Origin of the sequence: Sorangium sp. So ce1153 (genome assembly GCF_051521595.1) — a bacterium.
Lineage (GTDB): Bacteria > Myxococcota_A > Polyangia > Polyangiales > Polyangiaceae > Sorangium.
The window spans coordinates 9,713,950-9,727,304 of sequence record NZ_CP150361.1 but is presented as its reverse complement, the minus strand read 5'-3'; the positions used below and the strand labels follow the sequence as shown (position 1 = coordinate 9,727,304).

At 72.9% G+C, this 13,355-nt stretch carries 12 protein-coding genes; 4 read left to right on the top strand and 8 right to left on the bottom strand.

Going from position 1 to position 13,355, the window contains the following annotated elements; translation table 11 throughout:
• Window positions 1-17 precede the first annotated feature (17 nt).
• The 4 genes from WME85_RS34980 to WME85_RS34965 all read right to left on the bottom strand — a co-directional run bounded on the left by WME85_RS34980 (window position 18) and on the right by WME85_RS34965 (window position 4,137).
• Entirely contained in the window at window positions 18-989 is a 972-nt protein-coding gene (locus WME85_RS34980; RefSeq protein ID WP_437827437.1) for an N-acetyltransferase family protein, read from the bottom strand.
• A 181-nt stretch (window positions 990-1,170) separates the two neighbouring features.
• Window positions 1,171-1,884, bottom strand: coding sequence for an HAD family hydrolase (locus WME85_RS34975; RefSeq protein WP_437827436.1), 714 nt, complete (start codon window positions 1,882-1,884; stop codon window positions 1,171-1,173).
• Between the two features lie 40 nt (window positions 1,885-1,924).
• Window positions 1,925-2,872 carry an aldo/keto reductase gene (locus tag WME85_RS34970; protein ID WP_437827435.1) on the bottom strand — a complete coding sequence of 316 codons (948 nt, stop codon included), beginning with the start codon at window positions 2,870-2,872 and terminating at the stop codon, window positions 1,925-1,927.
• Between the two features lie 17 nt (window positions 2,873-2,889).
• A complete protein-coding gene (locus WME85_RS34965; RefSeq protein WP_437827434.1) occupies window positions 2,890-4,137 on the bottom strand; it encodes an MFS transporter in 1,248 nt (415 codons plus the stop codon).
• Window positions 4,138-4,378: 241 nt separating this feature from the next.
• Here WME85_RS34965 and WME85_RS34960 point away from each other — a divergent pair, with 241 nt between their 5' ends.
• On the top strand, window positions 4,379-5,188 hold the full coding sequence (locus WME85_RS34960; RefSeq protein ID WP_437827433.1) for a class I SAM-dependent methyltransferase: 810 nt from the start codon (window positions 4,379-4,381) through the stop codon (window positions 5,186-5,188).
• An 86-nt stretch (window positions 5,189-5,274) separates the two neighbouring features.
• On the opposite strand, the gene WME85_RS34955 is transcribed toward WME85_RS34960, so the two are convergent.
• The 4 genes from WME85_RS34955 to WME85_RS34940 all read right to left on the bottom strand — a co-directional run bounded on the left by WME85_RS34955 (window position 5,275) and on the right by WME85_RS34940 (window position 9,207).
• On the bottom strand, window positions 5,275-7,638 hold the full coding sequence (locus WME85_RS34955) for a hypothetical protein (RefSeq protein ID WP_437827432.1): 2,364 nt from the start codon (window positions 7,636-7,638) through the stop codon (window positions 5,275-5,277).
• 471 nt (window positions 7,639-8,109) lie between these two features.
• Entirely contained in the window at window positions 8,110-8,286 is a 177-nt protein-coding gene (locus WME85_RS34950; RefSeq protein WP_437303383.1) for a hypothetical protein, read from the bottom strand.
• 40 nt (window positions 8,287-8,326) lie between these two features.
• Window positions 8,327-8,608: a hypothetical protein gene (locus WME85_RS34945; protein WP_437827431.1), complete on the bottom strand. Its 282-nt coding sequence runs from the start codon at window positions 8,606-8,608 to the stop codon at window positions 8,327-8,329.
• Window positions 8,605-9,207, bottom strand: coding sequence for a hypothetical protein (locus tag WME85_RS34940; RefSeq protein ID WP_437827430.1), 603 nt, complete (start codon window positions 9,205-9,207; stop codon window positions 8,605-8,607). The genes WME85_RS34945 and WME85_RS34940 overlap by 4 nt, the downstream gene beginning before the upstream one ends.
• A 41-nt stretch (window positions 9,208-9,248) precedes the next feature.
• On the opposite strand from WME85_RS34940, the gene WME85_RS34935 reads away from it, so the two are divergent.
• From WME85_RS34935 to WME85_RS34925, 3 genes are all read left to right on the top strand, one after another.
• Window positions 9,249-10,907: a Ppx/GppA phosphatase family protein gene (locus WME85_RS34935; protein WP_437827429.1), complete on the top strand. Its 1,659-nt coding sequence runs from the start codon at window positions 9,249-9,251 to the stop codon at window positions 10,905-10,907.
• Window positions 10,908-11,158: 251 nt separating this feature from the next.
• The gene (locus WME85_RS34930; protein WP_437827428.1) at window positions 11,159-12,649 is read left to right on the top strand and encodes a hypothetical protein; all 1,491 of its coding nucleotides are present in this window, start codon (window positions 11,159-11,161) and stop codon (window positions 12,647-12,649) included.
• Window positions 12,650-12,918: 269 nt separating this feature from the next.
• Complete coding sequence (locus WME85_RS34925; protein WP_437827427.1) at window positions 12,919-13,332, top strand: hypothetical protein; 414 nt, start codon at window positions 12,919-12,921, stop codon at window positions 13,330-13,332.
• Window positions 13,333-13,355: the final 23 nt, after the last annotated feature.

Here is a 13,355-nt window from a genome sequence, read left to right as displayed (position 1 = left end):
GGCGGGGGTGCGGCGCTTCAGGGCTGCCGGCCCCCTTCGGCGTGGGGGAGCGCCCGCTGCATGAGCACCACGTCGAGCCAGCGGTCGAACTTGTACCCGACGTCGCGGAGCCGGCCGGCGTCCTCGAACCCGAGCGCGCGGTGCAGCGCGAGGCTCGGCGCCTGGTCGCCCACGACCTGCGCGAGGATGGTGCGGTGGCCGAGCGCGATCGCGCGGCTCACCAGGTCGGCGAGGATGCGGCGCCCGAGCCCGCGCCGGTGGCGGCCCTCGCGCACGTAGATCGAGCTCTCGACGGAGCGGGCGTAAGCCTCGCGCGGGTTCCACCGGGAGAGCGAGCCCCAGCCGACCACGGTCCCGTCGCCGTCGACGGCCACGGTGACCGGGTGGCGGGGCCCGTGCGCGGCGAGCCAGGCGCGCCGCTCGGCCACCGTCGGGACCGTGGTGGCGAAGGTGCAGGTCGAGCGCTCGACGTAGAACGCGTAGATCTCCTCGATCGCCGCGAGATCGGCCTCGGTCGCCAGGCGGATGCGCACGCCGTCGCCGGGCGCCGGGAGCGGCGCGAGGTCGGGCGCGACGAACGCGGCGCGGGCCTCGTCCGAGAGCAGCCGCGCGCGCGAGTAGTGCGCGTAGAGCGCCTGGCTGCTGCTGTAGCGGCGGAGGAGGCCGTCCGCGATCTCGTGCACGCCGGCGCCGGCGTGCTCGGCGGCGTGGCTGGCGACGAGCCCGAGCCAGGCGGCCGTGATCGTCTCGTGGTAGCCGAACCTCGGGGGGTGGCGCGCGTTGAAGGCCTGCAGCGCCGAGCGCATGCGCGCGAGCGCCGCCTCGGGCCCGTGGGCGCGCACGTAGTGCAGGGCGAGGAGCATGTGGCGCGCGTGCGAGAAGTCGGCCTGCTGGAACGCGGCGCCCTCCACCGCGGCCGCGAGCGCCGCGAGGTCGGCCTCGGCGATCGGGCGGTCGGCGAACGGCGGCAGGCCGGCCACCGGGGTCACGGCGCGGCCCCCTCGGCCCCTTTGCAAGCGCGGTCTCCGCCGCCCTCTCTGGCGCTCATGGATTCCACCGTTCGAGGCGCGGGAGGATGCCTGTCCTGCTCCGGGATCGCAACGCCGGAGCCGTCATCGGTCATCGGTCATCGGTCATCGGTTATCGCGCGCGCGCCTCGCCCGGACCGCGTCAGACGAGCGCGAGGAGCTCGCTCAGGCCGTCGATCGCGGTGTGGGCGAGCTCCGGGGCCGGGAAGTGCGGCGTGCGGAGCCAGACGGCGTGGAGCCCGGCGTCGCGGGCGCCCAGCACGTCCTTCACCGGGTGATCGCCGACGTAGCAGGCCTGTCCTGCGCGCAGGCCGAGCCGCTCGACCGCCCGGTGGAAGATCGCTGGGTCCGGCTTCCGGAGCTGCTCGCGCTCGGAGATGAGCACCACGTCGAGGTACGGGAGGAGGTCGAGGGCGCGCAGCTTCGCCTCCTGCACGCGCACCCTGCCGTTCGTGACGACCCCGAGCCGATGGCCGCGGGCGCGCAGCGCGGCGAGGGTCGCGCGCGCGCCGGGGAGCGCCGGCGCCACCGTGGCGTAGGTGTCCCAGAAGTGCGCGTGGAGGCGGGCGGCGAGGGGCTCGGGCAGCCCGAGCTCCTGGACGAGGCGCGGGTAGAGCTCCGACTTGTCGCCGTAGCCGTGCGCGTCGAGCTCCAGCATGCGGCCGACGAACCGCTCCCGCGTCGCCCCGGCGAGCTCGGACGAGAAGGCCGCGTACTGGCTCGCGACGACCTCGCGCACCGCTGTCTCGCGGTCGAACAGCGTGCCGTCGAGATCGAACAGGACGGCCTGGATGTCCCGGAGCGGCGTCGAGATCAAGGGCGAGCTCCCGGGCGAGGGGCCTGCATCGTCGCGCATCGCTGCCAGCGCGGCGACGCGAGGCCGGGCAGATCATCCATCAGCGCGCGGGCGGCGGCGCGAGGCGGTCGATCTCCTGGAGGTCGTCGGCGGTCAGCCGCCAGCCCACGGCCGCGGCGTTGGCGCGCACCTGCTCCGGCGACGTCGCGCCGGCGATCACGGAGGCGACCGTCGGCCGGCCGGCGAGCCACGAGAAGGCCAGCTCCAGCAGCGAGTGGCCCCGGGACGACGCGAACGCGGCGAGCGCCTCGGCGGCGCCGCGGTTCTGCTCGGTCAGGAAGCGGGCGGTCAGCCGGTCGCCGGGCGTCGAGAGCCGGGCGCCCTCGGGGGTGGGGCGGCCGGCGAGGTACTTCCCGGAGAGCAGCCCGCTCGCGAGCGGGAAGTACGGCAGGAAGGCGAGCCCGAGGCGCTCGCTCTCCGCCAGCACCTCCAGCTCGGGCTCGCGCTGGAGCAGGCTGTACTCGTTCTGGACGCTCACGAAGCGCGCCGAGCCCTTTCGGGTAGCCTCCTCGGCGCCGCGCAGCTGGGAGGCGGAGAAGTTCGAGTTGCCGATCTCGCGCACCTTGCCGGCGCGGACCAGCGCGTCGAGCGCCTCCAGGGTGTCGCCGATCGGCGTCTCGGGGTCCGGGCGGTGGATCTGGTAGAGGTCGATCCAGTCGGTGCCCAGCCGCCGCAGGCTGTCCTCCACGGCGCGCTGGATGTACGCCGGCTTCGCGCCGCCCTTGCGCTCGTCGTCGAGCGGGAGGCCGAACTTGGTCGCGATGATCACCTGGCCGCGCCGGCCGCCGAGCGCCCGGCCGAGCAGCTCCTCGCTGCGCGTGCCGCCGTAGAAGTCGGCCGTGTCGAAGAAGTTGATGCCCGCGTCGAGCGCCGCGTCGACCACCGCCGCCGTCCGCTGCTCGTCGATGCGGCCGCCGAAGTTGTTGCACCCGATGCCGACGACCGACACCTCGAGCGATCCGATCCGTCTCTTTTCCATCTGAATCATCCCTTCCACACGAGAGATCACGCCGGGTCCGGCGCCGCCGGGGCAGCCGGCGCGGGCGCCGCGGCGATCCGGCGCCGGAGCGCCCGCGCCGCCACGGCGGTGTAGACCCCGAGCAGCGCGCCCGCGGCCCCGAAGACGGCCGCGTAGCCGAAGCGGTCGATGGCGCCGGCGTAGAGGAGCGCGCCCGCGCCGCTGCCGGCGAAGAGCGAGAAGGCGAACAGCGACACGGCGGTGCCGCGCGCCTGCGGGAAGGCCTCGGTGGCGCGGGTCTGCAGCGTGCTGTGGCACAGCGTGAACCCGAGGCCGGTCATCAGGCACGCGGCGCCGACGAGCGCCCAGACGGGCGCCAGCGCGGCGAGGAGGTACCCGCCGGCCATCAGGCTGCCGCCGGAGACGAGCAGCGCTCCCTCGCCCGCGCGGCGCACGAGCAGGGGCAGCATCCGGGCGCCTGCCAGCTGGGCCACGCCCGAGAGGCTCAGCACGAGGCCGCTGGCCAGGACGCCGAGGCCGAACCGCGTCTCGAGCAATCCGCTCAGGAACGAGAGGCCGCCGATGTAGAGCAGTCCCTCGACGCTGACGAGCACCAGCAGGGTGCGCAGCCCGGGCGCCCGCAGCGCGTCGAGGGCGCTGGCGCGGCGGCCCGGCGGGGCGGCGGGGGCGGGGGGCTGGCGGCGCTCGAGCAGGAACAGGGCCAGGGCCGCTGTCCCGCCCAGCGCGCCGATGACGGGGAAGACGGTCCGCCACGAGACCACGGCGGCGAGGAGACCTCCGGCGCCAGCCCCGAAGGCCTGCGCGGCGCCGGCGCTCGCCATGAGCAGGGCGATGGTCGCCTGGCGCCGCGCGTAGGGCACCGTGTCCCCGATGAAGGCCAGCGCCAGCGGGAACAGCGCCGCGCCGGTGGCTCCGGTGAGGACGCGGAAGGCCACCATGGCGGTGAACGAGCTGCCCACGCCGCACAGCGCCGTGCCCGCGCTGAAGATGAGCAGGGCATGGGCGGAGACCCGGAGCTTGCCGTAGCGATCGGCGAGCGGGCCGTACGCGAGCTGGAACAGCCCGTACGGCAGCAGGTAGGACGAGACAAGGAGCCCCACGCGGCCGATCGACAGGCCGAGCTCGCTGGCGATCGCCGGCAGGAGGGGCGCCACCGCGCGGGAGTCGAGGTTCACGATGAACACCGCTGCTCCCAGGGAGAGGAGCAGCGCTCGAAGCGCCGGGTCGCTGCGGTCCGAGGCGGCCGGCGACGGCGTGGCTGGCGCTGCGGGCATCGCCGGCATCTCATGGCATGACTGCACGGCCTGTGCCGCTGCCCGCCGGCTCCGGGGTAGCCCGGCCCCGGCCGCTGCCGGGGGCGCGAGGTCCGGGCTGCTCGCGGCTCAGCAGCCGTGCAGCAACGCTGCTGGCCCAGGAGCAGCGTTGCTGCACGGCTGCGGCTCGCTCGCGGGGGGGCGGCGGCGCGGCTGGCCACCGCCGCCCCGGCGCGGCACGGCCCCTGCTCGGCGGCCCCGCATGACGACCATCAGCCTCTCTCTCGACACCCCGGAGCTCGCCCAGGCCTACGAGCGCGGCAGCGACCGGCAGTTCAACCACGGCAAGCTCCTCATCGAATCGCTGGGCGTGCGGCGCGGCCAGCGCGTGCTCGACGTGGGCGCGGGCACCGGCCGGCTCGCCGCGCACGTGGCGGAGATCGTCGGCGCCGAGGGCAGCGTGGTGGCGATCGATCCGCTGCCCCTGCGCGTCGACATCGCCCGGCAGAAGACCCGCGACAACCTCGCGACCGCGGTCGGGCGCGCCGAGGACCTCTCCGCCTTCGCCGCGAGCAGCTTCGACGTCGTGTACCTGAACAGCGTCCTTCACTGGCTGGACGCGGCCCAGAAGCAGCGCGCCATCTCCGAGGCGGCGCGCGTGCTGAGGCCCGGCGGCAAGCTCGGGTTCAGCACCGGATCGCAGGAGAAGCCGCACCAGCTCGAGTCGGTCCAGCGCAAGGTGCTGGCCGAGCTCGGGAAGGAGCCGCCGGGCGCCGCGCCCTACAACCACAAGGTGACGGTCGACGAGGCGCGGGCGCTGCTCCAGGGCGCCGGGTTCATCGTGGACGCGCTGGAGATCCGCACCTTCGTCGACCACGCCGCCGACATCGACGAGATCTTGCGGCAGAGCCGATCGGGATCGTTCGGCAATCACCTCTCGCACCTGAGCGTCGAGGAGAAGCGCGAGGTGCGCGATCGGCTGGCGAGGGAGCTCGAGACGTGGCGCACGCCGCAGGGGATCCGGCTCGAGCGGAACCTCATCTTCGCGATCGCCCACACCGCGGCCAACTAGCTCCGCTTCGACGGTGACATCCCCGCCCCCGGCGCCTGTCCGGGGCGCGACCGCGCGCGCGCCCCGGGAGGGGCGCTCTCGCCGCGCTACTGTTGCTTGGCTGTGTCGCCGGCGCAGATGACGAACTGCGTCGCGCCGTCCAGGGCTTCCCCCTCGCCGGTGAACCGGATTTGCCGGCGCTCGGTGGACGGGCACTGGGCGACGACCTCGTCCCGGCCGAAGCCGAGCCGCGGGTCGACATAGCACCAGCCGTGCACCTTCTCGCCTCCTACCTCGACTGGCGCCGGCGGCAGCGTGGTCTGGCAGGCCTCGAGCTCCTCGGGCTTGCTGAGCTGCTCGACCTCGCAGACGCAGTTCCAGCCGCTCGCCTTCGCCACCGGATCGTCGAGCACCACCCGCTGCGCGCCGAGGTGCTCCGGGGGCACCTGCCGCCGCGCCGCGCGCCCCTCGCAGCTGCACTGGCCCTCGGGCACGCTGCGCGCCTCGACGACGACGCAGCTGACCTCTCCGGTCTCGCTGGGCTGGAGGGCGCGGGGCAGGCACTGCCCGCCGAGCCGCGTCTTCAGGCGATCCACGATCGCGCCGACCGCCGGCCGGTAGCCGAAGTCGGTGTCGCCCGGCCCCGATTTCTCGGTCTGCGCCGGGCACACCGAGCCGACGATGCCCTGCTCCCCGAGGTCCCGGATGAGCTCGAGCTGCCGCAGGCCCGGGTAGGCCTTCGCCTTGACCTGGACGTTGCTGTCGGTGCCATCGGGGTTGTCCACGCACAGAGGGCTGTTCCGGTCCTCCTTGTCGGTCCTCTTGTCGCAATCCCCGTTCATCACGCTCGTGCGCAGCGGGAACACACAGGCGAACTGGAGGTCTCCGAAGTCCGGCTTGGGGTTCCACTCGTGGCCGTTGATGAGGTTTTCGTCGTCCGGCGAGTCCGGGCTAGCGATGCGCGTCCCGGTGATCGGGTTCTCGCCCTCCCGGGGGGTCGGCGACTCGACCATGTGGGGATCCGCGGGAGCGCGTCGCGCCCTGGGATCCCCGAGGATGATGTCCCACGTGCTCGAGAGGCCGGCGATCTGGGCGCCCAGCTCCTCGGCGCTCTTGAAGCCGCCGACGGGGTTGCCTTCCTTGTCCTTGCCGCCCTTGAGATCGGGCTGGCCCGCGTCGTTCTGGCGCGCGATGTCCTGCCAGGGGACGCCGACGAGCCCCGCGAAGAACACGAGCTCCGGCGGCCGGACCGTCGCGTTCCCGTCGGTCGGGTCGAGATCCGAGAAGATGGGATTGTCGACGACGTTGCCCTCGTGATCCTGGATCTGCGGCTCCGTGAGCGCCTTCGTGTAGCGGTCGATCGGGTAGAGCAGGTTGGCCCCGAACCGCCGCTTCTGGTCGAAGCAGCGCAGGTTGGGCGGGTCCTCGACGTCCGAGAGCACCTCGAACGGGCCACCGGGCACGCCGCACGTCTCGTCGATCGGGCACTCGCCCCGGTCCACCGAGCAGGACTTGCAGCACGGATCGTCCGGGCCTTTCTCCGAGCACTCCTTGCGCGGCCGAGGGAGCCGTCCCGCCTGCGCTACCTTGTAGGCCGTCCCGCCCTCGCGGATGGAACAGTCGTTCTCGTCCGACAGCATGATGATCGCGAGGAGCGAGTCTGGCCTCAGGAACGCCTGGCGCTGCTCCAGGAGCCTCGTGTCCAGGCCTTTGCGGACCGCCTCGTTGCCCACCCGCTCGATGGTGTCATAGGGCGCAGGGTCCACGAGGAACCGGTACCAGCTCTCCAGCTGCGACTCGAAGCCACACCCGGCGTCACCCACGCCCTTCACCATGTTCGTCAAGGTCGGCACGAGGCCGCGGCCCTGGCCGTCGTCGAGGATCGACTCACCGGCGGGGCTCAGCTTCTGCTCCGGATCCCAGGCGAGGAACCCCTTGTTCTCGTAGGTCGGCGGGTTATTGTCCTCGTAATTCTTGTCGTCCTCGTCGCTCCGGGCGATGAGGTGCCCCCGGTCGTCGTTGGAGAAGTGCTTGTCCGTCGGCGAGCACGCCGACCCCGCGCCGTGGTCGCCGAGGCTCGTGCTGATGATGCCGATATGGATGTCGGTGACAGGGGCGAACTCGCGCTCCTTGCCGCTCCGGCAGCGGCCGTCCTCCGCCTCCTCCGAGTCGAGCGGGTTCAGCGGGTCGATGCATCTGGGGTTGACCAGGCGCTCGACGAGATCGGGCACGGCCAGCGCGAGGATATCCTGCTTGTCCTTCATCGACGACGAGTTGTCGATCGTCAGGAGGAGGTCGATCTTGTCGACGCGCTTCGGGATCCGCTCGACGACTGTCCCTGTCGTGCGCGTATCCTGACGTGCGATGGGGCGGCTCAGGCACCCTGAGATGAGCGATGTCCCGCCCACGACGAGGGTGCAGACGAGCGGCGCGGCTGCGCGAGCAGCGCGGGATGGACGACGAGCGGCCATGGAACCTTCCTTGCGCGAGAGATGGAGTGGGCCCCTTCGCGCGTCGCGCGCGACGCGCGCTGCGCCGGCGCGCCTGTCTCGCGCGGGGTGGATGACAGGCCGCCTGGCGATCGCATGTCAGACGCCGAGAGGGCGTGTTCTCTTGGCTACGTGGCGCGATCGGCGCGGCGCCATCACGAAAACGCACGAGCGACGGAAAGGGCGGCGCGCCGACCGCTTCGCGCCGGGCGGCGCGGCGGCGGCTCCGGGCGGAGGCGACGCGGATCAGAGCAGAGGCGGCGCGCGCCGGCGGCTCACGGCGGGGGCGGCGCGGGCGCCATCTCGAGCAGCCGCGGCGCGGGCGTCGTCTCGAGCGGAGACGGCTCGCGCCGGCTTGCTACGTCATTGTAAAATTGAAAGAAAAGCGAAAAAGTCGCGTACAACCAGGGGGAGGGCCGGACGCTGGGGGCGCCATCGGCCGGAGGTGTTCGCTCAGCTCTCGGCGGGGGCGGCCGCCTCGGCGCCGGCGATGAGCGGCGCGTACTGCGTGAGGAACTTGCTCCAGCGCTTGGTCTTGCGGCCGGGCTTGCGGGAGCTCTGGGTGCTCCGCTCCTGCTTCTGGGTGACTTTGAGGGTGAGGTGCTGGTGCTGGCGCGTGGGGCGATTCATGGCGGCGGATGCTGCTCGAAGCCGCCGCGCTCCGCAAGCCTCAAGGCGACGGCGCCCGCGCCCGCTCGTCCCGCTCCGGCCCCAGCCGGCCGAAGCTGTGGATGCCGTAGATGAGCAAGGCCAGCGCGAGCAGCGTGAGCGCCATGCCCGCGTCCGACGGCCCGACGCCGACCAGCGCGAGCCCGGCCACGAGGAGCAGGCCCCCGCCGCCGAGCGCGCGGCGCGCGCGGAGCTCGGCCTCGCTCCGGGCCTCCCGGCGGCGCATCGGGCGTCCCGAGCGCCGCGCGCCCTCGCGCTCCTCCCCTGCGTCGCGCGCGCTCACTGGAACTTCTGCGTCCGCGCGTAGGTGATGAAGTCCTGCACGTCGCGCGTCAGCTGGCGCTCGGCGCTGATCGTCGTGCGCTCGTGCGACTCGCCGATGAGGTCGTCATAGCGGTAGTTGTTCTGGTAGAGGAGCACGATGCGGATGGCCCCGTCCGGCCCGCCGCGGACGATCCGGAGCTTCTCGTCCTGGCCGTTCGCCGGCGGGATCGCGGCGCCGAGCGCCTGGGCGTCCTCCTCGGTCACGTAGACGACGCCGTACGTGCGGTTCTGCACGCCGACGTCGATGCGCACCTTGCGCCCGCTGACGAGATCGACCTCGCGCCCGGGCACCGGCTGCGCGCCCTCCTGCACCATCGCCCGGCGGATCACCTCGATCGCCCTGCGCTCGTCAAGGGCGCGCGTCGGGTTCGGCGCGCGCGCCTCGCCGCCGCTGCAACCGCCGAGCGCGAGCGCCGTGGCCGCGACCCCGAGCACGAAGCGCGCCGCCGCGAGCGCGCCGCCGGGCGGCCGGCGCGCGTCTGGCGAGGGTCGACGATGAAGGGGACCACGAAGGTGGGGCCCCGACCCGCGATGAAGCTTCCTCCACATGAGCGGCATGAGAGTAGCCAACTGCCCGGAGCTTCGCTACTTCTGCCGACATGGCGCGGCTCGCTGCGATCGACATCGGATCCAACGCGATACGGCTTCGCATCGTCGACGTCGATCCTCCGGCGCTCGGGGCGTTCGGCGCGGGCTGGGATCCGGCGCTCGCCGGGTCGTCGAGCGGCGCGCCCGACGCGCCGCGCTTCCACCCCTTCCGCGACGTCCACGCGGACCGCGCGTCGGTGCGTCTCGGGCATGACGTGTTCACGAAGGGCCGGCTCGAGCCCGGGGTCATCGGCGCCGCCTGCGAGGCGCTCCGGCGCTTCCGCACCGCGATGGATGCGGCCAAGGTCGACCGCTACCGCGCCGTGGCGACGAGCGCGGCGCGCGAGGCGCAGAACGGCGACCTCTTCGTCGAGCGCGCGGCCCGCGAGGCCGGGGTCCACATCGAGGTCATCGAGGGCGTCGAGGAGGCGCGCCTTGTCCAGCTCGCCGTCCGCGAGCGAGTCCCGCTCGGCGAGCGGACCGCGCTGCTCGTCGACATCGGCGGCGGCTCCACCGAGCTCACGCTGCTCCGGGGCCGCGGCGCGCTCTTCTCGCGCTCGCTCCCCGTGGGCACGGTGCGGATGGTCGAGACCTTCCTCGAGGATCGCCGCCCCGTCAACGCGGGGCACCGGCGGCTCGTCGAGGAGTACGTGGACCGCGTCATGGTCGAGGCCACGCGCGAGATCGTGGAGCTGCTCGGCCCGGGCTCGGGGGTCGATCTGCTCGTCGGTACGGGCGGCAACATCGAGACGCTCGCGGACCTGTGCCCGGCGCCGGGCGGGGCCGCGGAGGGGCGGGCGATCGACGTGGCGGCGATGTCGCGCCTGCTCGACGAGATGGCCCCGAAGACGCCGGAGGAGCGCGCGCAGATCTACGGCCTGCGCCCGGACCGCGCGGACACGATCGTGCCGGCCGCGACGATCCTGAGCCGCCTCGCCCGGGCGTTCGCGCAGCCGCTCATCGTCGCGCCCGGGGTCGGGCTCAAGGAGGGCGTGCTCGTCGACCTCGCCCACGTCCACTTCCTCGGGCCCGATTTCCGCGGCGAGGCGGCCGCCGTGAGCGACGCCTGCACCCGGCTCGGCCGCCGCTACCACTTCGACGAGCAGCACGGCGCGCTCGTGGCCCGCTTCGCCGAGCGGCTCTTCGACGACCTCGCGCCGCGCCACCGCCTCGGCCAGCGCGACCGGATCCTCCTGCGCGCGGCGGCCCTGCTCCACGACGTCGGCGACTTCGTCCGCTACGAGGGGCACCACAAGCACAGCTACTACATCATCATCAACAGCGACCTCATGGGCCTCACCCAGGAGGAGCGCACGATCGTCGCGAACATCGCGCGCTACCACAGGAAGTCGCCGCCGAGCATGGAGCACGACAACTTCCGCGCGCTCTCGCGCGACGCGCGCTCGAAGGTCAAGGCGATGGCGTCGATCCTCCGCATCGCCGACGCGCTCGATCGCGAGCACCGGGCCAAGGTCGCGGAGGTGAGCGGCCGCATCGAGGCGGACACGCTGGTGCTCGAGGTGCAGGGCGGTGAGGACCGGGCGCTCGAGGAGTGGACGGTCGTCGCGAAGGCCGGGATGCTGCGCGACGCCCTCGGCCTGGAGGTGCGGATGGTCGACGTCACGCCGCGATCGCACCCGCCCCCCGCCGCTGCGGCGGCGAGCGGCTGACGCGCCAGGAGCCGCCGCGGCGGCGGGCGGCGGACACGTCAGGAGCCGCGCGACAGGCGACACACGATAACTGCCCGCCGGCGCGTCAAAAAATGGCCGCGGCCTTTGCGCGGAGCCCTGCGCGCCACCATGAAGCTCAGCACGGGGGCAGCTGCGCCTCCGCGGACGAGCGCGGCGATGCCGTGCCAGCGAGCGCGGCCGTGCCGCGAGCGAGGCCGGCAGCGCCGCCGTGAAACAGGGGCGAGCGACCGTTGACGCTGAAATCTCCGAAGCTGATGGAGGCCCGCCGCGCCGCCGGCATCCTGGAGTCCGCCCTGCGCGGGCACACCGGCGACCTGACCCTCGCCGACGCCGCGGCGAAGAGCGGCCTGCCGCTGCGCGACGCCGAGAGCGGGCTGCACCTGCTCGTCAGCGAGTACCGCGGGCACCTCAAGGCGACCTCCGAGGGAGAGCTGCTCTTCCGCTTCCCGCACGGCTTCACCAGGCCGTGGGAGACCCGCACGCGGCTCCAGCGCGCGCTCGGGGCGGTCCTCCGCGGCGCCGCCGGCGTGGCCCGCTTCGTCGTGCGGGCGTGGATCGCGATCGTGCTGATCGCGTACGTCGTGATCTTCGTGGGCATCCTGATCGCCCAGATGTTCGCGCGCTCGAGCAGCGACTCGCGCGACCACAACGGCTTCTCCGGATCGTTCGCGGGCTATTTCCTGTTCCGCATGGTCTTCGACGCCATCTTCTGGACCTTCCATCCCTTCTCGCCGTTCGTGTGGACGGCCGATCCGCCGTGGTCGTCGTCGTACGACCGCCGCGGGGCGTTCGGGCAAGCGCACGGGCGCTCGAGAGACGAGACGCCGTTTTACGAGAAGGTGAACCGCTTCTTCTTCGGACCGACGCCGGCGCCGCGCGATCCGCTGGAGGACGAGAAGCTCATCCTGGCCGAGATCCGCGCGCAGCGGGGCCGGATCGGGCTCGCCGACGTGATGCGCGTGACGGGGCTGCCGCGCGACGAGGCGGATCCGCTGATGGCGCGGCTGATGCTCGACTATGACGGCACGGTCGACGTGTCGGAGGAGGGGGGCATCGTGTACCGGTTCGAGGCGATCCGGCGGACGACGGCGGAGGCGCCGCCGCGGCCGCCGGCGCCGGTCTGGGCGAAGCGCGAGGAGCTGCCGCCGCTCACCGGGAACGGCGCGGGGGCGAACGCGCTCATCGTGGTGCTCAACGGGTTCAACCTGCTGATGAGCCTCTACGCGCTCGGCGCGCACCTCACGCTGGACAACCTGGGGCTCCTGGCGCGCGGGGTGCCGATGGCGAAGCTGCCCCCCACGGGCACGGCGGTCGCGCTCGGCGTGGTGCCGCTCGTCTTCTCGCTCGCGCTCTTCGCGTTGCCGCTCGGCCGCGCGCTCCTGCGCCCGCTGAAGCAGCGGCGGCTCGCCCGGCGAAACGCCAGGCGGGCCGTGCTGCGCGCGATCCTCACCCGCATCGGGGCGAGGCAGGGCCGGGAGCCGATCACGGAGGCGGTGCTCCAGCGGGCCTGGCAGGACGCGGCCGGGGAGGCGCCGCGCTCGGAGGAGATCACCCGCGAGGTGGTCGCGCTCGGGGGCGACGTCGACCTCGAGGCAGGCGAGGGGATCCGGTACCGCTTTCCCGATCTGGAGACCGAGGCCAAGGCCCTCGAGGCAGAGCGGGAGGCGGCCTCCGAGGAAGAGGCGCGCGCCGGGAAGGTGATCTTCTCCTCCGACGCGTGAGCAACGTCACGGGCGGCCGTGCGCTCCCTCACGCGCTCGCCGGCTAGCGTCGTGAACGTTGCGAATGTCGCGAACGTCACGCCTGCAAAACGCCGGGCCTGCAAAACGTCACGCCTGCAAAACGCCGGGCCTGCAAAACGTCACGCCTGCAAAACGCCGGGCCTGCAAAGCGCCGCTGATCTGTGTGGACGCACGGGACCGCACCGCACAGTTCCGCCGTTGATTGACGCGCTCTGGCTCAAACGTCTACGGTAGGGTTAATTTCGCTCATGTACTCCGTTGACAACAAAGCCGGTCGCCTGATCGAGGTGAGGCTTGCATCACCGCTCCCGGCTGGCGAGGTCGACGCGTGCATCGCTAGGGTTCAGGGCATCGTGACCCAGAACCGGCACGGGGCTGTCGTCTGTATCGAGCTCCTCCAGGTCGACGTGCTCGCGCCCGAGAGCGCGGAGAAGTTCCTGGAGATGATGCGCGTGCAGAACGCGACGGTGCACCGGACGGCGTACCTGCTGCCGGTGGCGAACGCGATCCTGGGTCTCCAGGTCGAGCGTCTCATCCGCGACGCGCACAACTCGAGCCGAAAGGCGTTTCGCGACACCACCTCGCTCGAGGCCTGGCTCGTCCCGGTGATGACGATGGTGGAGGCGCAGCAGCTCAGGAAGTTCCTGTCTCAGCTCGGCTGAGCCGGCGCTCACCGCGGCTCGGC